A 20,933-nucleotide genomic window follows, 5' to 3' on the forward strand; every position below is an offset into this window, starting at 1 on the left:
CCTGATGGATTACCCTGTAGAAGCCAGTCATCCCCCGATTTCTCGGTTTCGACTGAACGAATCGCACTTGGCAGCACCATTTAAGTCTGCATTCACAATCGAAGCATTTGCTGATCGATACAAGCCACGTTTAATTCGTTTTCCAGATGCTTTCCACCCAGATGGCTTTTCACCATATTTGGGTAGGGAGTCACCACCCTTAAAAACTAGCTTTCGATGTATATGCTTCTTCTGTTTCAACAAACCTGATACCGTGCAAATCGCACAGTTCTTTTAATCTATTTTTGAGTTTACCTAAAGGCATTTGAACAAACTTTTGATTGTTCACTTTACCTAGATTACTGTTAGACTTAAAACCTTCATTCCACCCAACTATCAGTGTGCCAATTCCAGATTTCAGGCAATGGTTAGCAATCAACTTGGCAGCCTTATTGATACCATCACGCATTTGGTGATTACGTTTTCGGGTAACACGGTCTAACCAATTATCCCAATAACCTTCTGGCTTTCCTTCTTGTCTAGTTGCTACTTTCTTGTTCCACAATTGATTCATCGCTTTCATTGCACGAGAATCAATCAAAAAAGAATTTCCTAATGTATCGACACAAGCTGGCTTTATTATCAGCAGTTCCCAAGTCAATTGATAATGCTTGACCAATGTCCAGATTATGTTGTTGTTTTTCAACCTCGTAGGATATTTCCAGATAAAAAGCACCATTCTTAGGGAGAATCGTAAACTCTTTCACTTTGGAAAAATCCAGATTCGATGGCATAGGTAAAAAGAATTCAGAAACTCCAAACCATCGCCTTACTGTTAAACCCAAGGAAAATCTTAACTGATTGCCAACAAGTTTCGGTCTTAACCCTCCCGAATTAGGATAAACAACTTTGAACAACTTAGAACCTGTCAGGTATCCCGGTGGCTTGGGCTTGAAATGCAATTGACCTTTGATGTACAAATCTCTTACTTCTTTAAAAGATTTGAAGGCTTCTGTGACTGACATCAATGTTTGCTGCATTGGTGTTGATGGCAACGACTTAGCAACCATTGATTTGGCAACTGACGATTCAAAAGATAAGTCGAATTTTCCTGTCAACAGTTTTCCTGTCTTAAAAAAAGTTTGACGAGCCAAATAAACCCCACTGTTGTACAGTTTACCTGATTGTTGGCAGAGATACTCCAACAATGCTTTAATTTGTTTGGTTGGAGACAGTAATACTTGCTGAACTCCCATTGTTTTTTGGGTTTTAGTCACCTCTATTTTCCTGAATATTGGTTGATTTGTCTACTTTTAGTTATTATACTAGATATCTCAAGGTCAATCAACAAAATATTTAAAAAGAAAGAAAGAAAGAAGACGGGGACTCTCATTCCCTCGTGCCACTTCCCTCTCAGGACTAAAGTCTCGCTCGTTTCCCGCATCCCGTATTATTTTTATGAGTTTTCAGCTTGTCTTTGGTTGTATGCTTTTCTTAAACTGTTATCTAAAGGTAAAATCAACAAAATTCTGCTGTTTAATGCACCTGGCATCAGGCACTATTTGCAGCAGTAACGATCGCCTTTGGGTGAGTCCTCTCGCCCACCCCACAGGAAAATCTAATTATCGCGGAACAGGCGAGAAAGCCTATTGCTGATGTGGAACAGGCCAGAAAGCCTGTTACCAATCTTGCTGATGCAAAGAACTACTGTTGCCGCACGGGAACTTGACATTTTGCTAGATAAGTCTTAATTTCTCCGACGCTAAGTTGCCCGTAGTGCAGCAGGGAAGCCAGTAAGGCTGCTTCTGCTTTGCCTTCCGTCACGGCTTCGTAGATGTGGTGACAGTTGCCGGCGCCGCCGGAAGCAATCACGGGAATTTCTACAACTTCGGCGATGCTGCGGGTTAATGATAAGTCGTAACCGGCTTGAGTGCCGTCAGAGTCCATGCTTGTCACTAGAATTTCGCCGGCGCCGCGCTTTTCGGCTTCCTTGGCCCAGACGATCGCATCTAAGCCTGTATTTTCACGCCCTCCGCGCACGTACACGTCCCAACCGGGATTGTCCGCATCTTGGCGTTTGCGAGCGTCGATCGCCAATACAATACATTGATTGCCAAATCGATCGCTCGCTTTGTCAATCAAACTCGGATCGCGCACTGCCGCTGAATTAATACTTACCTTATCAGCGCCCGCCCTCAACAAACTTTTAATGGTGTCCAAGGATTGGATGCCGCCACCCACCGTCAAAGGGATAAATACTCGATCGGCAGTCCGGTACACCACATCAATCATAATGTTCCGGTCTTCGTGAGTCGCCGTAATGTCCAGAAACACCAACTCATCAGCACCCGCATCATTGTATACCTGAGCCATTTCCACCGGATCCCCAGCATCCTTAAGGTTGACAAAATTCACACCTTTGACCACACGGCCAGCTTTCACATCCAAACAAGGCAAAATTCTTTTCGACAACATAAAATTCTCGTGTTTCTAATTGATTCAGCGCCGCAGCGAGGAAAAGGTTTTGTTGGACTCTTCAAAAAGTGGAAGTGTAGCAACAAATCTCAAAGATAGCTTGTGTGTAACCACAGGGTTGTCTGAGACGAGAACCATTGTCCAGCTTTTTTTTTGGCAACAGAAGCAGAAATTAAGTTATATTTTGCCAAAAAGCAGCCAATGCAACTGCCTAGGTACATCTTTGGCGTGCAAAATATTACGCTTTGGCCTATGATCGAGCGGTAACTACCTTCGGTGGTTATCAGGCGGTAATTTGGCAATGCTTTATGGGTTCGGTGCATCGATCGACTAAACTATTTTAAATTTTTAGAACAGCCGATTTCAGGTTTTTAGTGGCAATCTTAGTTATGAGCCGCGTACTAAAGTTAAAATTTAAAGTTGAAAACCTCAAATCGGTTGACTTGATGTTGTTTCTAGGGCTGTGGTGACTTTGCAAGCCAATCCACATTTGTTACTTCGTACAGAAAGCGGCAATCGCTACTTGCCGCTCTCCGGCAGCAATTGCTGGACAGTAGGGCGAAATGATGACAATAATTTTGTATTGACCGATCGCTGGATTTCCCGAAATCACGCGATGTTACAGCAAATGGAGACCGGAGAGTTTTACCTGATCGACTTGGGCAGCCGCAACGGTTCCTTTGTCAACGGGCGGCGGGTGAGTATTCCTGTCACTCTCAGAAATGGCGATCGAATTATTTTCGGTCAAACCGAGTTGGACTTCCATAACCCAACCGGAGGGCGCCGGCTCGATCGCCTGCACGACACAGACTCTGAAGATTTTACAGCTACTTTGACGGTACGCAGCCTGATTACTGTCATGGTAATGGACATCCGAGACTTTACAGTTTTGACTAGACAGCTAGACGAAACCATCCTCTCGGAAGTCATCGGCAATTGGTTCCGCAAAGCCGGACACATCATTCGCGAACATGGCAGTTGGGTGGACAAATACATCGGCGATGCCATCATGGCTGTCTGGTTCCACAAACCAAGCGGCGTCAGCAGCGAAGAAATGATGCGGATTTGCCAAGCTTTAAGCCAACTGCACAAGGCAACTGATTTACTCAGCAGCCGTTACCCCCTGCCTTTTCCGTTGCGAGTTGGGGCTGGAATCAATACTGGCTATGCAATGGTGGGAAATTCCGGCAGCAGCGATCGATCGGACTACACCGCCTTGGGAGACACTGTAAACGCCGCATTTCGCCTAGAGTCTTGCACCAAGGATATCGGCAAGGATATTGCCGTGGGAGAAACAACCTACAAATACCTGACGGAATTGGGCGCCCAAGAAGCTTTCGAGCAGCACATCGTTACTTTGAAGGGTTACGACACTCCCAGCGTGACTTACGGCAGTAATTATACTGACTTGAACGCTTTTCTCAAAAGGAAAGGAAAGAGTTCTTGATAGCTAGAAAATTGGGTGTGCAGCCAAAAATTAATCGATCGTCTCAACTACGTTGCATAGCATATATTGAGAGCAATGTCAATTCTTGGATGTAAATTTTGTTAACAGTCCTCGGCCTGCTGGGGATTTATCTGAAAAACTGCATAAGCAAAATGGTAGTCTCTACATAAATGCTGTGTATGAAATTGGGAGACAAAACTTCATGAAACGATTGGGTCGTCTATTGGCAGTATTGGGCTTAGTGCTGGGCTGCTTTGCATGGGCTGGAGACATGAGCGCGATCGCGGCGAACCTGAGCCGTATCGCCTTGCCATCAGCCTCGCTCATAGCAGTTGATGTTCCGGCTAGAACCAATCGCGCCGATGACAAGCTTGCCACAGAATACGGCAAAAAACTTGATTTGAACAACAGCGCCGTCCGCGACTTTCGGGACTTTCGAGGGTTGTATCCCACTTTAGCTGGACAAATTATTAAGAATGCTCCTTACGAAAAAGTTGAGGACGTACTCAACATTTCAGGCTTGACGGAAGCTCAAAAAAAGGTGCTGCAAGCTAACCTGGACAAATTCACCGTAACTGATGTCGAATCAGTCTTTATTGAAGGAGACACCAGGTTGAATAATGGTCTCTACGACTAGATAGCAGTGAGCCTCTTTTGAAGGCATTAGTCAGTAGTCAGTAGTCAATAGTCATTAGTCAGTAGTCATTAGTCATTAGTCATTAGTAATTTTTTGTTAATTCATGAATTATGGCTTCTGGCTTCTGGCTTAGGGCTTAGGGCTTCTGGCTTCTGGCTCCGGCTGATGAATGCCGAATGCCTTGAAACAGGATCGAACCCAAAGACGGATACAAGCTTCCGATTTTGTGGAGAGAAAAAATTTTAGATATTTGTTTAAATCCAGATTCATCTGTAGATTAAATTATTCAATTATTAAATCTAAAATGGACAGTTCCAGCCCCTCAAGTCATCTGTAGAGTCAAATCTAAAATCGACATTTATATTACCCAGATTCATCTGTAAAGTTAATTTTAAAATCTAAAATCTAAAATCTAAAATCTAAAATCGGCTGACTTATGACTGACAAATTTGACGTATTGGTGATAGGTAAAATATTATGCCTGTTTCTGCAAGCGATTGGGCTCAAGGAGGCATTGCCGCAGCGATCGCCCCAGAAGATTCCGCAGCACTCCACGTTCAGGATACACTGGCTGCGGGAGCAGGTCTTTGCGATTTAGAAGCAGTGCAATTTTTAGTCGAAGAAGCTGCTGCTTGCATAGACTCCCTGGTAAAAATGGGCGTTGCATTCGATCGCACTGGCCCAGATTTAGCCCTCACCCTAGAAGCCGCCCACTCCCGCCGCCGAGTGCTCCACTCCGCCGACACCACAGGAAAAGCCGTTGTCAGTACCCTGACAGCAAAAGTATTAAACCGCAAAAACATTCAACTCGTATCCCCAGCCTTTGCTTTGAGTCTGTGGCTAGACAAAACCGGGCGGTGTCAGGGAATTAGCTCAATTTGCGACTCCCAAGTCAAATGGCTGCGGGCTAGCGCCGTAGTGCTGGCTACAGGCGGCGGCGGACAGGTTTTTGCTCAAACAACCAACCCGTCGGTAAGTACCGGGGACGGGGTAGCAATTGCGTGGCGCGCCGGGGCGCTGCTGCGAGATTTAGAATTTGTACAATTTCACCCGACGGCGCTGAGTAAAGCGGGCGCGCCCCGGTTTCTGATTAGCGAAGCTGTGCGGGGAGAAGGGGCTCATTTAGTTGACAGCAAGGGATATCGCTTTGCTTTTGACTCTCACCCCAGCGGGGAACTCGCCCCTCGCGATGTTGTCAGCCGCGCTATTTTCCGCCATTTGCAGAAGACGGGGGAACCTCATGTTTGGCTGGATTTGCGCCCGATTGCGGTCGATCGACTGCGCTACAGGTTTCCGAATATTATTCAAGTGTGCGCTGATTGGGGAATTGATATTTTTGCCGAACCTGTGCCGGTGACGCCCGCCGCCCATTACTGGATGGGGGGAATTGTGGCTGACAAGTTCAACCAAACTTCGATTCCGGGTTTGTATGCGGTGGGAGAAACTGCGAGTACGGGAGTACACGGCGCTAACCGATTGGCGAGCAATTCGCTGCTGGAATGTCTGGTTTTTGGCGCGCAAATGGGACTTTTGCAGTTAGAAGGTAAAAAGTCCGAAGCCTTACCAGAGGAGGAAGATGCAGGGGAAATCTTGGAAAAATCGGTTTCACAACAGGATATTGAGGCGATCGAAAAATTGCGAATCCAATTGCCGAGTTTGGTGTGGCAGAGTGCGGGAATTTGTCGGGGACAAAGGGATTTGGAAAGTGCGATCGTCCAAGTAGAGATTTGGCGACAAGAATTTGTCTCTTTGGCTTTGAGTCAAGCACTTGATAATTTACGGCCCGGACAAACGATCGATTTTTCGCCGGCTGATGCCGAAAATAGCTCGGTTTTGCGAAATTGGGGGGAAGTTGGCAATTTATTGGATATTGGCTACTTAATTCTCAAAAGTGCTGCGTTTCGCACCGAAAGTCGCGGTGGTCACTACCGGCTGGACTATCCCCTCACCGATCGGGATTGGTGCAGTCACACTTTAATTAACCAATCGAATTGGTACAAATCTGGGCCCATAGAATTTTGAAAAATTGGGTAAGGAACTGAGACTTAATTGCTGGACACATCTGTCCATTCCTGGTCAATTTGTATAGGTCTAAGCATAGTCGTAACCATCCTTTCTGTGGACTGGCGTTAAATAGTCCAACTTGATAGACCTCCTTTTTTTGTCGATAACAAACTCACCGCAACCATGCGACATAGGACAAACTCGTGCTGTAAAAGTCCCCGCGTATTTACCTTTGGGAACATCTGCACGAACAATATCACCTGTACAAAATCCCAAGATAGGACGCAAGGGACGATGTTTTTGTGGATAACCAAATTTGTCTGTTTGACATCGCTTCCTGCCACCGAAACCTGTTGTTTTAACTTTCAAAATCTTTGTAGTAACAAGTTTGATACCTTCAACCTTGCCGACACAAGCAGCATCAATCCAATGAGCTTTAGGCAGTTCAAAACGAATTCGGTTAAACTTAGTTTGTCCGCCAGTTCCCGTTCTTACAGGCAATCCAGTTAGCTTAAGGGTGTTGAACAGTGACCACCTTGTACTATTGACAGATGCTGCGTCTTTTAACGGTGATGCAGCTTGTTTCAGAACGCAATTTAACACATCTGGTTTGCCTTTGAGGAAGTCTTTAATATCTCGATTTCCTTTGCGTTGGTTGCACTTGTGGCAAGCCAGACAAAGATTAGAGATACGGTCTGAGCCTCATGCATGACTTTGGTTGGATATGCTCAATTTCGAGTGGAACGTCTTTGACACCGCAGTAAGCACATTGGCGATTCCATTTTTCCAACAAGTATTCACGGCACTCGTAACCTTTCAAGGTTCCTTGCTGGTATTGGGTTCCAGAAATTTCAGGATTTTGAATCGCTTGAGTATCAAACTTTACCAGTTCCTGAACAATACAATCAATTGGTGCGAACGATGACAGACGTTTCACCCAAGTTTCCGTCGTCAAAATACGATGCTTCAAAGACGGTGCAAGCCAACCATTAGGGCGTTTGCGATTGAGGAATCGAGCTATACGGTAACGAGTATTACGATTTCTTCGTCCTCTCCTAACTGCTCTACGATGTTCCAAAGCATCTTTTATTTGTTGTCCGCGATGCTGCAATTCCATCGCCCAGATAACATTGCCTCGATCTGTAACTAAAGCAATCCCTGTAAACTTGGAACCCGGGTCGATTTTGAGTTCCAGCGGATACAGATTTGGATTTTCAACGACTCGCTTTAAAATCAAAGTGAACGGGTAGCGGCGAAACACGGCGGCTTTTCTGGAATCTAGTAGTTTCCGTGCTTGTGCTGGATGGATTGGATTAAGCGGTGTTTTGTTTTTGTCTATCAGAAAGATGTAATTTGACATATTCTGTCAGCCTTATTTCTAAGTAATGTTTGCCTCGTCAAAGTTCAAATGGCTTGTTAGGAAAGTGACACTATAGCTATAAACCTATTTGCTAATTACTTAATCACTCTCAACAGTGCTACAAGCTGGCGTTCACTCGCAGGTGTTATGACCAATCGAACGTAGTCAGTGAAGACTTAGACTGCACGCTCCGACTTTGTACAGCTTTGACTAGCTTTGGCTAGCTCTGTATAGGTTTTTCGGAGCGGTTCAGCGCGTCCCTGTACCGTCACTTTTAGGACTTCCATTGGGATCTGGTTCGTATTTTTTGGGGTTATTGGGCGCCTCAGATGTGCGCGCCTCTGTCAAGACTGTGGAGGTCGATGGGTCTTTTGCTGAGTAGCTGGTTGAGTTGCCAGCAAGTAAGGCGGCATTTGCAATGCCGATCGTACTGACTTGCAGGCCGACAGCCAGAGTTATCGTTGTGGTGATCCCAATCAAAGTACGCATAGTGTTCATAGTCTTATCCAAATCACTCAAATAGATGCACGTCCCTACAACCTATTATATCTATGAATTTACGTAGTTCCACTTATGTCTTTACATTTCCTTTAATTAATTTTTGTAAGTTTACTTAAATTCTTTTTAATCAATGCTGTTTGGCGATTTGAATTGGGTCTCCAGTCTGCTACAATTTGCGATTTATTATGGGAATGACTTACTCCATAACCGTTTGGAGCGCGGGCTTGCCGTTGCCGTCTTTTTTGAAACTAATCCCAATTTTTTTATATTTCTTAACATTTAAATGAGACGGCTATTTGCTGTCTTAAGCTGCATATTTTTATAAATCTATCTAATGATAGATGACATCTTATACAATGTTTTATAATAAGATTGTAAGTCGAAGAATTGAAAATAACTTAAGCATAAAAGTTGGCACCACTGACTTACAGTTGGATTGTGTTTTTGAACTGAGATTAATTACGAAAATTGATATTGATTTTTCCCGCCTTCCTTAGCACGATACATCGCAGCATCAGCATTGTTAACTAAAATATCTGACTCTTGACCGTCAATTGGATACAAACTAATGCCAATACTTGTAGTTACAGAAACTGTATGTTCTTCTAAAGTAAAAGGCTGCATAATGGTGTCACAAATTTTTTGAGCTACTTTCGCAGCTTCTTCGCTACCAGGAATTCCCGGCAAGATGACAGTGAATTCGTCGCCACCCAACCTCGATATAATATCGCTACCGCGCAAGCATTTTTTGAGCCTCCCGGCCACTGCTTGTAAGAGCAAATCACCCGCATGATGTCCGAGAGTATCATTGATTGACTTAAATCCATCTAAATCTAAAAACAGTAAAGCTACCAATTCCTGATTGCTGGAGGCTCTTTCCAGGGACAGATGCAAGGATTCGTGAAACATTTTGCGGTTCGGCAAACCGGTGAGAGCATCGTGATAGGCTTGGTGGCTGAGTTCAGCATTTTTTTGCTTGAGGGCATCTTCCAGGCGCTTGCGTTCGGTAATATCTCTGATCGCTCCAACTAAAAATAGGTTCCCCGCAGCATCTTTATGCAGGGATCTTTTAGTCGAAATCAGATGGGTAATTCCGTGAGCATCAGTAAAATATTCTTCATTTTCTAGTGGCTGCTGAGTTTGCAATACTAATTCGTCTTGCTGCCAAAATATATCCGCTTCGGCTTGGGGAAATAACTCGTAATCGGTGCGAGAAATTAAAATTTCCAAAGGATAGCTAATAAACCGACAATATGACTGATTCAAAACAACCCAGCGGTGATTTCTATCTTTGACAAAAATTGGGTCGGGAATTGTATCGATTAGCCATTGTAAAAATTCTTTAGACCGTTTGAGTTCTTCTTGTATGTGAGCCAGATAAGCTACAACTGCACAGCCAGAACCCAACAGACTGAGGATGGAAGGAATTAACGGCAGCCACCAACCGGCCAACCATGCTATGTATAAACTAGCACTTAATCCTACACAGATACTTGATAAAGACCAAGCCGATCGCCCGAGCGATCGCAACTTCCAGCTCACATTTGCTCCCGTCCAAGACCACAGTAAAATCCACAGCCACTCCACCGCCTCTGGCCAAACTTTAATACCCTCGCGCCCGTCGAGGGCCGCACTCAAAATTTGGCTCAAGAAATTAGCCTGAAGCTCAACTCCAGGTACTGGCTGGGGAGGAGCAAACAAACCAGAACTGTAAGCGTTTTGGTGAAAGTCTTTGAGGCTGGGGGCAGTTGAGCCGATCAAGACAGCGCGCGATCGCACAAAATCAACCGGTACTTTGCCAGAAAGCACGTCGCTCATCGATACCGTGCGAAAACTGCCTCGTGGGTGGCGCAGGTTGGTGAGAATTTGATAGCCGCGGCTGTCCGATCGCACGTAAGCACCATCATTCGGTTTAAAACGCTGAAACACCCCCTTGCCTAACTGCAAGTATTTAGGATTGACTGTTGCAGGTTCAGGGGAAATCCCTTCGGTTTCGAGGTAAAGCAAAGCCAGTCTCAGCGCTAAACTTTGATGGGTTTTGCCGTTTCCAGGCCAAGCGTAGAGCAAAGTTCGGCGCACTTTTGAGTCAGCGTCGAGGACAACGTTGTTGAAACCGATGCGATCGAGCTTTTCCAGTACCGGAGGCGGGCGCACTCCAAATCTGGTTTCGTCTGGCATTAACTCAATCCCAATTAAATTGGGAATAGTTTTAAAAGTTTTGACCAATTCGGCATTACCCGGTTGAGTCGGCAAATCTCGGTAAACGTCGAGGCCAATCGCCCGCGGCTTCCCAGCGTGCAATTTTTGCAGCAATTGGGCCAATACAGCATCGGAAATGGGGTAGCCGTATTTTTGCAAGTCAGCTTCGTTAATTTCGATAATGACGATGCGCGAGTCCACTGGTTCGGCGGGCCGCCAGCGTACAAAGCGATCGCAAGCAGCCCATTCCAACGCCTGCAAAAATCCGAACCAGCGCAGTAGAATCACCGTACCGCCAACGGCACTCGCAGTAATCAATACTCGGCGTTCTCGATCGAGCCATTTTTTGATAGTTTTTAGCATATTCTGGGGATGTTCGCCTCGCCTGAAGAGCATATATAGCGGTTCTCACAAAGATTCGCGGACGTTGTTGGGAAGAGAGCCCTCTTGGTTTCAGTGGTTATATAACCTGTCAGTCATACCTCACCTTTTTGAGAAAGGCTATAAGGTATTACTACATATCGATCGTTTTTACCAGAAAGAATTGGTTGAAAGCCGGAACACGAGTGAGGGAGAAATTAAAATTAGACTATTCATTACTCTAATCCTCGGACTTCTAGCGCTCTTTCGTCACTTTCATGATAGTAAATTCTCGAAGACAGGACAGCAAAGGATCTCTTCCCAAATGCTCCCAACAAAGGAAGGTGTTAGAAAATCGATTCTTAAGGCCATACTAGATAAGGGACTTGCGTAGAAATAAAATCCCAGCCATGCAATTGTATTGTCGAAGGAGTAGCCAAATGATTGGTATAGTATTAAGCTGCAAGCCCCTAAGCATTATCAAATGGTCATATTTTTCCTTTCAAGTGAGTGATAGAAGAGCGCTAGGTAGAGGTCGCTCTTAAACTGTCAACTGTCAACTGTCAACTGTCAACTGTTGAAGTCTTCGCGGGGTTCTGCTCAGTCGATTTTATATTTTTGATTTTAGACGATCGCAATTTTTCGGTTGTGCGGTGTGGCAGATGCGTGGATTGTTGATTTTTGATTGTCGAATTGTTTAGTTTTTCGGTGCGCTATGCTGGTTGGTAATTGGTAATTGGTGATGGTAATTGGTAATTGGATTCTAAGCTTTTAAAACGCCACCTTTTTTCTGATACTTTTTATAAGTTTGTGGCGGTCGGCAAACCGGATATCCTTACTCCGAGGGCATCACAGAATTGCGAAGAGTTGTGTTTGATACCATATCCACCATAAACCCAAGAGACCCTTTCTACCGATTACCGATTACCTTTTACCAGAAAGAATTGGTTTAAAGCCGGAACCTTTGAGGGAGAAATGAAAATCAGACTATTCATTACTCCAATCCTCTTCCTTCTAGGTAGAGATCGCTCTCAAACTGTCAACTGTCAACTGTCAACTGTCAACTGTTGAACCACTTACCGATTACCATAAAAAATTGGTTTAAAGCCGGAACCTTTTTCGGGATAAATTAAAATCAGACTATTCATTACTCCAATCCTCTTACTTCTTTTGTCAAGTGCTACCGGTGCGGTCAACTGTCAACTGTCAACTGTCAACTGTCAACTGTCAACTGTCAACTGTCAACTGAACAAAGCGTCCGCTAATCTTTCGATCGAACTGCTATATCAATGCAGATAATTTTCAGAAGAGCGAGCGAATGTAATAACTCTGGCAGCAGAAACCCGGTTTCTGGAATTTTTGTGTAAAATTTATAGTATTTATTCGCAGACAGCCTAGTAGATAGTCACCACTTTTTGGCAAATTTCGACCTGACTAATTTTTACTAATTTATAAATATTAATCCTAGATGGCAGATTTGAGATTAATTTCGCAGCACTAGGAAACGAGCAAATAACTTGCCTACGGATATTTACTGCTTCACCATCTAAAATCTGTCATCTAAAATTTCTAACTATTCTGTCAGTTTTGAAAGTTGCGCGGGCCCGTGTAACCGGATAAATCGGCGAGTTTATCCAAAGTTTGCGTCCCTGAATAAAACTGACCTTGAATCTCCCAAGTCGGGAAACCTTTAATATTCGTAGCAGCAGCTTGGCAAATTTCAGCACGGGAATTTTGCCCTTTAGGATCGCATTCAAAATAATCAATTATTTTGGCTGCTTCTTTGCCGAATAGCATTTTTTGGTCGTGGCAGTGGGGACACCAGTAAGCACCGTATTCTTTGGCGTCAATTTGTCGGAGGTGGCGGGCTAAAGCAATTTGTGCAGGGCCGGAGGTTGTAGTCACGGCTGGGGGTAGAATTCCGGGGGTAGAAGAAACAAAAGGAGCAGGTGAACTGACGCTGTTATACAGTCCCAAGGCGCCGATCGAACTTACCATCATTACCAAAATACCTGTAAACACCAACTGTCCGATATCTTCCCACTCGCGGCCGACTAGCACCAGCACAAACAGCGACAGCGCAAATACGGCGGAACTGATGCAGTAAATGCACAGTTCCTTAATTTCAAAAGACATCAAATACATCAAATAGCTGCTGAAAATTACCATCGCAGCGGTGATGATAAATAGCGCTTGCCAAGTTTGATTTTCTAGTTGAGAGTGCAGACCTTTATTGGTGTCTGGATTGACGGCTTTGGGAGCGAGTGCCAAAATTGCGATGCTCAGGTAAGCCAGACAACCTAATAAACTTAAAGGCACTGTGCCAAAAACTGTAGCGTAGGGACTGTTGAGAACTTTGTCGCAGCCGCTGGTGGGACAAATGACTGAGCCTGTCGTGAATTTAGCGATCGTCAGATAGGCCGTTTCTACGACGCCGATGGCTGCGATGGCTGCGATCGCAGTTCTAGACCAGCGATGAATCCAAGGGGTTGAACGTCGGCGAATCATTTTTTTGATTTGGTAATTGGTAGTTGGTCATTGGTAATTGGTAGTTGGTCATTGGGCATTGGGCATTGCGAATTGGGAATTGCTAATTGGTGCTTTTTTTAACTGTTAGCTTTTAGTTTTCAGCTATTTCCAATGACCAATCACCAATTGCCATTACTGTCAACAACCAGCTCAAACGTAGTCAGAGACTGCTGTTTGGCGACTAAGGCTAGATCCCCCCTAGCCCCCCTTAAGAAGGGGGGAACCGGAAGCGATCAAAGTCCCCCTTCTTAAGGGGGATTTAGGGGGATCTCGCAAGAGGATAAAAGCGAGATGTCTCAGGTTTCATACTTAAGTTGACACGCTTTGCCCATTCCCCATTACCAATTCCTATTTTACGTTTTACTTCCGACTTTGCCCGGTTCCGGTGTTGGCCCTCTTGAACCATTTGTCTCGATATTTTCCTGTTCTCGCTCTTTTTGGGAAAAGCTACGACGGGCGGCTTCTACAAACTGACTGACGCGGATCGGATCGATCGGCTGCTCGATGCGGCCATTTCGCTTCAGAGAGCTCGATACAATTACACCATCGGCGGCTTGCATGAGCGTGGAAACGTTTTCCCACGAGGCGCCGCTGCCGATGAAAACAGGAATTTCCCCCGCTGCTGCACTCGCGAGTTCTAAGTCTTCGAGATTGGGAGGGCTGCCGGTTGTCCAGCCAGAAAGGATTACGGCGTCGGCTAAGGCGCGCCCGATCGTCTCTTGGACGGCTGTGGTTAAGTTGGGGCTGCCGAGGGGGCGCCCGTGCTTGACTAGCACGTCTGCGAATATTTTGACATCGCTGCCCAATTCCCGGCGGTAGCGCAGTAGCTGGTGAGCTTGGCCTTCAATTAGGCCTTGATCTGTAGCCATGATGCCGTTGAGGACGTTGACGCGGATGAATTGGGCTCCCGTGCAGGAGGCGATGGCGATCGCGCTGTGGGCGTCGTTTCGTAGCACGTTAATACCGATCGGCAGTGTCACCAGATTGGTTAGCCTCTCGACTACCAGAGTCATGGCACTTACCACAGCCGGATCTACGCTGTCTTTGGCAAAAGGAGCGTCGAAAAAGTTCTCGACTATGATACCGTTTGCGCCGCCAGAAGCCAGCGCAGTAGCCTCTTGCTCGGCTCTTCCGATAATAGCTTTGAGGTTCCCGCCCCAGCGGGGAGAAGTTGGCAAAGGCTGTAAATGTACGACACCGATTATGGGATTCGGCGTTTTGAATATTTGTTTTAAGTCCACGGGTTTTCCTGAAACCACCAAGTTCACTGACGGCTGACGGCGGATTTTGACGGTATATTCTAGAATTCTATATCCACGGGGGCGATTCGGATGACTGAATTGTGCAGGGACTGTCGCTAAAAGCCCGAATTTAGCAGCGGTTAGTCGATTTGAGATTTTCCATTTTTCGATTTGAGATTTACTTGCAGCATAGGAGTTTGAGACCTTGAACTCTGGATTTTCCATTCTCCTGGTGAGATTGACTCTATTGGGAGATCCAACTGTCGATTTACCAGAAAGAATTAGTTTAAAGCCCCAAGCCTAAGCGGGAGAAATTAAAAGAAGACTATTCATTGCTCCAATCCTCGGACTTCCAGGTAGAGGTCGCCCTCAAGCAGTCAACTGTCAACTGTCAACTGTCAACTTAATGAACCCACATCATGAATCTGGGGGCTGGAACTTTGGTCTAAAATTTTGGCATCTCCCCGACTCCTGTGTCCAAGCAAGTATCCGTTTTCGATCGAGGTTAATTCTTGAAAGTTGTTCTGCTCGTTTTGGCCCTCACCTCCGGATTGTGGGCGACAATCGAAGTGCTGCTGCGCGTGCTGCTGGGTTTTGGCAATCCCTTGATTTACATTGCCGATGCCGAGTGCGGCTATTTGTTGGCGCCCAACCAGAGGGTGCGCCGCTTGGGCAACCGGATCGAGATTAACGAGTATTCGATGCGTACTGGATCGATCGCCCCAACTCCCACTCCCGAAACTCTGCGTATCTTGCTGTTGGGTGATTCTGTCGCCAACGGCGGTTGGTGGACAGATCAGACAGATACCATCTCGGAAATTATGGCTCGGCAGTTGAGCCTGCAAGTACAGAATCTGACGAGCGATTCACAATCAGGTGCAAAAGTCAACTATTCGGATGTTGAAGTTCTCAACGCTTCAGCCAATTCTTGGGGGCCGAGGAATCAACTTGCTTATGCGAAGCGGTTTGGTGTTTTTGGAGCAAAGGTTTTGGTTTTGCTGCTGAATACGGACGATTTGTTTGCATCGGCTCCCTGTGCTGAAGTTGTGGGGCGCGATCGATCTTATCCCGATCGCCAACCTCGATCGGCGACACTAGAGTTATTGAGCCGCTACCTGCTACCAACACTGCCGGCTCGCCAATTAGCACCACCAGCAGCCGAAAGCGATGTAGTCGGCTGCAACTTAGAAGCTATTCACCAAATCCAGAAAATAGCAGTATCGGCCAACGTCAAGTTTTTGCTAGCCGTGACGCCGAAGCGGGGCGAATTCGGCGACTCTGGCTCTCGCGACTGGGAAATCAAGGCTAGAGAGCGTCTCGCCGAACTCGTCGAACGTGAGAAAATTACTTACATAGATTTTCTTCCCATTTTCAATTGTGCAGCCAATTGTGCGGCTCAAATTTCAACTTTGTATAGAGACAGCATTCACCTCAGTCCTCAAGGAAATCAGTTAGTTAGCAAAACCATCAGCCGTCAAATAGTCGCTGTTTTTTTACTTAAATTGTAATTTGAGTCAAAAACAGATACTTGCCATACTTAGATTGTAGAGAACCCAAAATTTCAATTTTAGTTCAAGCCCTCAGATTCATCTTTGGAGTCAATTCTTTCATCTCAAATCTCAGATTTCAAATCGACTGTTGAATCCCCCTATAGAGGATAGGAGTCAATCTCAAATTGAAAATTGAAAATCTCAAATCGACTGTTTAAGCCCTCAGATTCAATACTGCAAGTCAATCTCAAATTGAAAATCTCAAATCGACTTACATCGAATCCGGTTGCGCCCGAACAGTTACCCTTTTCAACGAACAACCAACCCAAACTGTAGAAGCACCCGGAAACGACACAATTTTTGTCGATTTAGCTAACTTGCAAAGTAGACTCTAGCTCTTTGGGATACCAAGCTTGACCGTCGAGAGCCATTTGCTCGATCGAACTTGCAAGCCGAAGAGCTTTGAGAGCTTGTTCTCCTCCGACAGAAGGCTGATTGCCACCCCGCACGCAATTAATAAAATGCTCCAATTCTGCATGGAGCGGTTCAATATTGCTGGTGTAGACTTTCTCGATCAACCCATCTTGACGGTAAAGCACCTGACCGTAATCCGTCACGTAATTGGCGGTTGTTTGTCGGTGAATCAAGATTTCGTTGTTGAGAAAATCTGCCTCTGTCAAAGAATTTTTGCAGTGAGCGGCGATTGAACGTAGTTTGCGGTGCGTTACCTTGCTCGCAGTCAGAGTGGCGACAATGCCGTTAGCAAAGTTCAGCGTCGCTGTCACGTAGTCTAAATAACCTGAATCTGAGGCCCTGCTGCCAGTTGCCGTCAGCTTCACCACTGAAGAATCTGCCAATTCCAAGAGCAAGTCGATGTCGTGGATCATTAAATCCAAAACTACCGATACGTCGTTGGCCCGATCGGAATAGGGACTCATCCGGTGAGCTTCCAATGCCAGTAATTCTTCAGTTTTCAGCACTTTGCCGAGTTCCTGAAAAGCTGGATTGAAGCGCTCGATGTGACCCACTTGTAAAATCCGGTGGGCTTCAGCAGCCGCATTGACCAAAGATTCGGCTTCAGCAATGCTAGCCGCGATCGGCTTTTCAATTAAAACGTGAACCCCTGCTTGGAGACAAGACATCCCCACAGGGTGGTGCAGGCGAGTTGGAACGGCGACGCAAACTGCGTCTACGTGGGCAAGCAAATCCCGGTAGTCTTCAAAGAAGCGAACCCGGTATTTGCTTGCTACATCAATTCCCCGCTCTACATTTATATCTGCAACACCTACGAGTTCGATATCTTTGAGCAAGCTCAGAACTCGCGTGTGGTGCTGACCCATATTGCCAACTCCAATAACCCCAATGCGGAGGGGTTCGAGTTGACTTCGCTGACCGAAAACATTTCCGTATCCCAATGACATCCTATCTAGCACTCCTGGATTCTCCTCCACCACAGGAATCAAGCCCGTTGGCTTCCCGATCGACTCACAGCCATCCAGATAGTACCACAGTCAAACTATTTGTAAACTACCCCACGACCTTAAGCCGGGGGCTTTCTGTAGCCCTGATGTAGTCTGCAAGGTTGCAAGACAACACCGAACCTCCGAGCATGTTTACGGATGCTCCAACGATTGAAATCACCTTTGAACCATTCTCATCAGCATCACAATGATTGCCACAGTGTCCACACTTAAACACTTTGCCACTTCGATAAGACTTGCCTTTTATCGGATGAATGTGCAAGCACTTGTGGCAAGTTTGGCTGGTGTAGGCAGGATTGACAGCCACCACTTCCACCCCGTATTTCACGGCTTTGTAGCTCAGAAACCATCGCAGTTGAAAGAATGCCCAACAGAAGCGAGCGTCTACGTTCCGTCTTGCTTCGAGGTTGCTGATTGGTGCGTTCTCTAATTCCTGTCAGATCTTCAATCGCAATGATGGCATTGTGTTGAAGTGCAGACAGCACAATCAATTTGCTGATGTTATGGTTTAGCCAAGTTTGATAGCGACGTTCACGTCCCGACAGCCGTTGCAAAATCTGTCTTGCCCTGCGGCGAGTAGATCTTGTGCCTTTCGAGGCTTTTTGTTGGAGCGATGCTCTGACTCTGGCAAATTTGTCTCTAACGTCCGTTATCTGCTTTCCATCCCACTGATCGCCAAGGCTGGTAACTGCAATATCTCTGCGACCGAGATCTACGCCAATCACTCGTTTGGATGGGATGGGATCGGTCGCCTCAGACTTAATCTGGATGTTGACGTAGTAGCTTCCATCCTGACGCTTGCACAAGGTCGCACTGCTAGGATTCGCTCCCTTAAGCAGTCCAACCTGGTAATTACCAATGGCAAGTTTGAAGCGTTCCCGACCGCCCACCAACGTCAGGCTAACCGTCCAATCCTTCTCTCTAAAAGCAAAGATTCGAGCGTCATAGTCAACGCTAGTTGGCTTAAATGCTCGGACGGGATTGCCTTTTTGTTTGGCGGTTTTACGGTTGCTAGAGACACGGGCGATTGCCCGAATCGCTAAGTTGGCAGACAGCCCAAATTGCTCCCTCACCTGCTCATAAACCAAGCCTTGAATGCGGGGTTTATTTGTCAGCTTAGGGTCAACAGTTTGATTGATGTAGGTGCAAGCATCAGAAAACGCCTGAAGCGTTGCCTCCAACTTAGGGGCAACTTCGGGAGACACTTCAATCTTGCAAGCTACTGTCAAAACTTGTTCCATACCGCTAATTATATCACATATGACTAAAGATAGCTCAAGGCGGCGGTCGGCGCAGCAGCGTTCCTCTCCAAGTCGGTAGCCAGGGGCTTCCCGCCGGTTTTTCGGTGAAGAATTTCTAAGACAGGTGAAGAAGAAACAGGGAAGAAGGCAGGCGACAGAAGCCAGAAGGCAGACGGCCAAAGGCAGTAGGAACCCGATCCCTTTTCAGGGAATGGCGTATTGACAAAATCGCTAAGATATGAAATTGAATCTGTGAAGCCTAGTTATCCCGATCGTGAATCGCCCGACACATCGCCACAATACAAACCGATCGGCATATTTTTCCAGGACGATCGAACATTTCTCTTGTTTGGGCAAAAAATTCCCAGTCAACAAGTAACAAATAATACAAATTTCGGAAAAATGCCATCCGTAGTAATTCGATATTTAGATTGGGCAATCTTTGAATTGAAAAGAATTTATGTTAAGAATGGGCATACTTACTGGCGATCGCTGTCAGCAACAAACTAAACTTAAGTAAAATCTGATGAGGCCGACTATGAATCAAAAACAAAGGCAGAGATTCGGAAGTGCGATCGCCAGCACAATTTTAAGTTTGGCAGCCGTGTCATTGGTAGGAGTTGACAAAGCACAAGCAGCCGTCCTCACCTACAATTTTCAAGTGGCCGGATCGAGCGGTTTTTTTAAATTGAGTAACTCCTCGCTTACAGGCGGAGAAACTGAACAAATAGCAGTTTCTGAGGGACAATTTAATGGTTTTACAGCTCCCTCTGGCAGGGGCCTATATGAAGAAAAGCCACCTCAAAAATACCACGATTTAGCAGGGGCAAAAGCTGAGTTCAAGGGTGGGGAATTTCAGGGACTGATAGCAAGCGGTGGCGACTACTCGATTTCAGAAACTAACATTCCGGATGCAGAAGGAGGGCCTGTTTATACTAGATATGAGGGCTCGGCAGTTTGGCGTATGTATCCTGCTATGGGCAATGGGAAACCTTTGTTTTGGGGATACAGTAGTATCCTAATTACATACTTAAGTGGCGGTCAATTAAGACAAATAATAGACCGAGGTGCGGGTCAACAGCTTAACTACGTGCCTATGTCTTACACCCTAGTGGATACGGCAGCCGAACCGGTTCCCGAACCCTTAACATTTGCGGGTACAGCTTTAGCACTGGCTGGTTTGAGTTGGTTTAAATCCCAGAAAAAAAGGGCGGTATGATGGGTGCGATCGCTCTTAACAACAAACAGTGAAGGGCGGTTTTAAGAAGAAAAATCAGACCAACAATCACAGAAAATCACGCCAATTTAATGTAGCGAAGAGGCAAATTATGAATCGGAAACAACGGCAGAGATTCGGAAGTGCGATCGCTAGCACAATTTTAAGTTATGCAGCGTTGTCATTGGTAGGAGTAGACAAAACACAAGCCGCCGTACTCACCTACAATTTTCAAGTGGAAAAGGGTGGAGGTAGTGGTTTTTTTAAGTTTAGTGATTCCTCACTGACAGGAATAGGATCTGAAAAAATTGCAGTGGGTGAGGGAAGATTTAACACCCCTATCAGGGTCTATAAAAATGACTATGATTTAGCAGGGGCTATAGCTTTATTTAATCAAGGGAATTTTCGCGGACTGCAAGCATCGGGTGTGGAGTATGCGACGAGAGAAGAGGCACGAGGAGGGACTGATTACATCAAGTTTGAGAGCAGGGCAACCTGGTATATGGGTACCGAGGAGGCGATCAGTACGTGGGCATCTTATTTCTGGGGGTATGGTGAGACAATAGTTAGCAACAGGCAGGGTTATTTGGGCAGAGGTCGTACAATTATCAGCAGTGCGCGGGTTTCTTACTCCCTAGTGGATACCGCAGCCGAACCAGTTCCCGAACCGATAACATTTGCAGGGACAGGTTTAGCACTGGCAGGTTTAAGCTGGTTGAAACACAAGAAAAAAATGGCAGCTTGACGCGCGGGGCTGTTAACAATTAAGCTCT

General features: G+C 45.9%; 17 protein-coding genes and 1 pseudogene. 7 read left to right on the forward strand and 11 right to left on the reverse strand.

Annotated elements, in window-relative coordinates; all coding sequences use genetic code 11:
- Positions 1-199: 199 nt before the first annotated feature.
- From JGK20_RS15815 to hisF, 3 genes are all read right to left on the reverse strand, one after another.
- Positions 200-580, reverse strand: coding sequence for an IS200/IS605 family accessory protein TnpB-related protein (locus JGK20_RS15815; RefSeq protein ID WP_293185320.1), 381 nt, complete (start codon positions 578-580; stop codon positions 200-202).
- Entirely contained in the window at positions 573-1,256 is a 684-nt protein-coding gene (locus tag JGK20_RS15820; RefSeq protein WP_293185319.1) for a transposase, read from the reverse strand. The genes JGK20_RS15815 and JGK20_RS15820 overlap by 8 nt, the downstream gene beginning before the upstream one ends.
- 427 nt (positions 1,257-1,683) lie before the next feature.
- A complete protein-coding gene (gene hisF, locus JGK20_RS15825) occupies positions 1,684-2,454 on the reverse strand; it encodes an imidazole glycerol phosphate synthase subunit HisF (RefSeq protein WP_293185318.1) in 771 nt (256 codons plus the stop codon).
- Between the two features lie 463 nt (positions 2,455-2,917).
- On the opposite strand from hisF, the gene JGK20_RS15830 reads away from it, so the two are divergent.
- The 3 genes from JGK20_RS15830 to nadB all read left to right on the forward strand — a co-directional run bounded on the left by JGK20_RS15830 (position 2,918) and on the right by nadB (position 6,560).
- On the forward strand, positions 2,918-3,901 hold the full coding sequence (locus JGK20_RS15830; RefSeq protein ID WP_293185317.1) for an adenylate/guanylate cyclase domain-containing protein: 984 nt from the start codon (positions 2,918-2,920) through the stop codon (positions 3,899-3,901).
- A 202-nt stretch (positions 3,902-4,103) separates the two neighbouring features.
- The gene (gene psbU / locus JGK20_RS15835; RefSeq protein WP_293185315.1) at positions 4,104-4,538 is read left to right on the forward strand and encodes a photosystem II complex extrinsic protein PsbU; all 435 of its coding nucleotides are present in this window, start codon (positions 4,104-4,106) and stop codon (positions 4,536-4,538) included.
- Between the two features lie 477 nt (positions 4,539-5,015).
- Positions 5,016-6,560 (forward strand): L-aspartate oxidase, encoded by a 1,545-nt coding sequence (nadB, locus tag JGK20_RS15840; RefSeq protein ID WP_293231304.1) that lies wholly within the window; start codon positions 5,016-5,018, stop codon positions 6,558-6,560.
- A 69-nt stretch (positions 6,561-6,629) separates the two neighbouring features.
- On the opposite strand, the pseudogene iscB reads toward nadB, so the two are convergent.
- The 5 genes and pseudogenes from iscB to btpA all read right to left on the reverse strand — a co-directional run bounded on the left by iscB (position 6,630) and on the right by btpA (position 14,732).
- Positions 6,630-7,902 (reverse strand): annotated as a pseudogene (gene iscB, locus JGK20_RS15845) (RNA-guided endonuclease IscB).
- A 249-nt stretch (positions 7,903-8,151) separates the two neighbouring features.
- Positions 8,152-8,400 carry a hypothetical protein gene (locus JGK20_RS15850; protein WP_293185313.1) on the reverse strand — a complete coding sequence of 83 codons (249 nt, stop codon included), beginning with the start codon at positions 8,398-8,400 and terminating at the stop codon, positions 8,152-8,154.
- 462 nt (positions 8,401-8,862) lie between these two features.
- Positions 8,863-10,998, reverse strand: coding sequence for a CHASE2 domain-containing protein (locus JGK20_RS15855; protein WP_293231307.1), 2,136 nt, complete (start codon positions 10,996-10,998; stop codon positions 8,863-8,865).
- 1,545 nt (positions 10,999-12,543) lie between these two features.
- A complete protein-coding gene (locus JGK20_RS15860) occupies positions 12,544-13,470 on the reverse strand; it encodes a vitamin K epoxide reductase family protein (RefSeq protein ID WP_293185307.1) in 927 nt (308 codons plus the stop codon).
- A 374-nt stretch (positions 13,471-13,844) separates the two neighbouring features.
- The gene (gene btpA, locus JGK20_RS15865; protein ID WP_293231348.1) at positions 13,845-14,732 is read right to left on the reverse strand and encodes a photosystem I biogenesis protein BtpA; all 888 of its coding nucleotides are present in this window, start codon (positions 14,730-14,732) and stop codon (positions 13,845-13,847) included.
- Between the two features lie 512 nt (positions 14,733-15,244).
- Here btpA and JGK20_RS15870 point away from each other — a divergent pair.
- A complete protein-coding gene (locus JGK20_RS15870) occupies positions 15,245-16,240 on the forward strand; it encodes an SGNH/GDSL hydrolase family protein (protein ID WP_293231310.1) in 996 nt (331 codons plus the stop codon).
- A gap of 350 nt (positions 16,241-16,590) precedes the next feature.
- Here JGK20_RS15870 and JGK20_RS15875 read toward each other — a convergent pair whose 3' ends face one another.
- The 3 genes from JGK20_RS15875 to JGK20_RS15880 all read right to left on the reverse strand — a co-directional run bounded on the left by JGK20_RS15875 (position 16,591) and on the right by JGK20_RS15880 (position 18,944).
- The gene (locus JGK20_RS15875; RefSeq protein ID WP_293192652.1) at positions 16,591-17,643 is read right to left on the reverse strand and encodes a Gfo/Idh/MocA family oxidoreductase; all 1,053 of its coding nucleotides are present in this window, start codon (positions 17,641-17,643) and stop codon (positions 16,591-16,593) included.
- A 106-nt stretch (positions 17,644-17,749) separates the two neighbouring features.
- Complete coding sequence (locus JGK20_RS34555; protein ID WP_366039024.1) at positions 17,750-18,031, reverse strand: zinc ribbon domain-containing protein; 282 nt, start codon at positions 18,029-18,031, stop codon at positions 17,750-17,752.
- Entirely contained in the window at positions 17,913-18,944 is a 1,032-nt protein-coding gene (locus JGK20_RS15880) for a transposase (RefSeq protein ID WP_366039026.1), read from the reverse strand. The genes JGK20_RS34555 and JGK20_RS15880 overlap by 119 nt, the downstream gene beginning before the upstream one ends.
- Positions 18,945-19,196: 252 nt before the next feature.
- Between JGK20_RS15880 and JGK20_RS15885 the strand changes: the two genes are divergently transcribed.
- From JGK20_RS15885 to JGK20_RS15895, 3 genes are all read left to right on the forward strand, one after another.
- Positions 19,197-19,454, forward strand: coding sequence for a hypothetical protein (locus JGK20_RS15885; RefSeq protein ID WP_293231312.1), 258 nt, complete (start codon positions 19,197-19,199; stop codon positions 19,452-19,454).
- A gap of 28 nt (positions 19,455-19,482) precedes the next feature.
- Entirely contained in the window at positions 19,483-20,163 is a 681-nt protein-coding gene (locus tag JGK20_RS15890) for a PEP-CTERM sorting domain-containing protein (protein ID WP_293226229.1), read from the forward strand.
- A gap of 109 nt (positions 20,164-20,272) precedes the next feature.
- Positions 20,273-20,905, forward strand: coding sequence for a PEP-CTERM sorting domain-containing protein (locus JGK20_RS15895; RefSeq protein WP_293185298.1), 633 nt, complete (start codon positions 20,273-20,275; stop codon positions 20,903-20,905).
- Positions 20,906-20,933 lie beyond the last annotated feature (28 nt).

Source organism: Microcoleus sp. PH2017_05_CCC_O_A (assembly GCF_020738785.1).
Taxonomy (GTDB): domain Bacteria; phylum Cyanobacteriota; class Cyanobacteriia; order Cyanobacteriales; family Microcoleaceae; genus Microcoleus.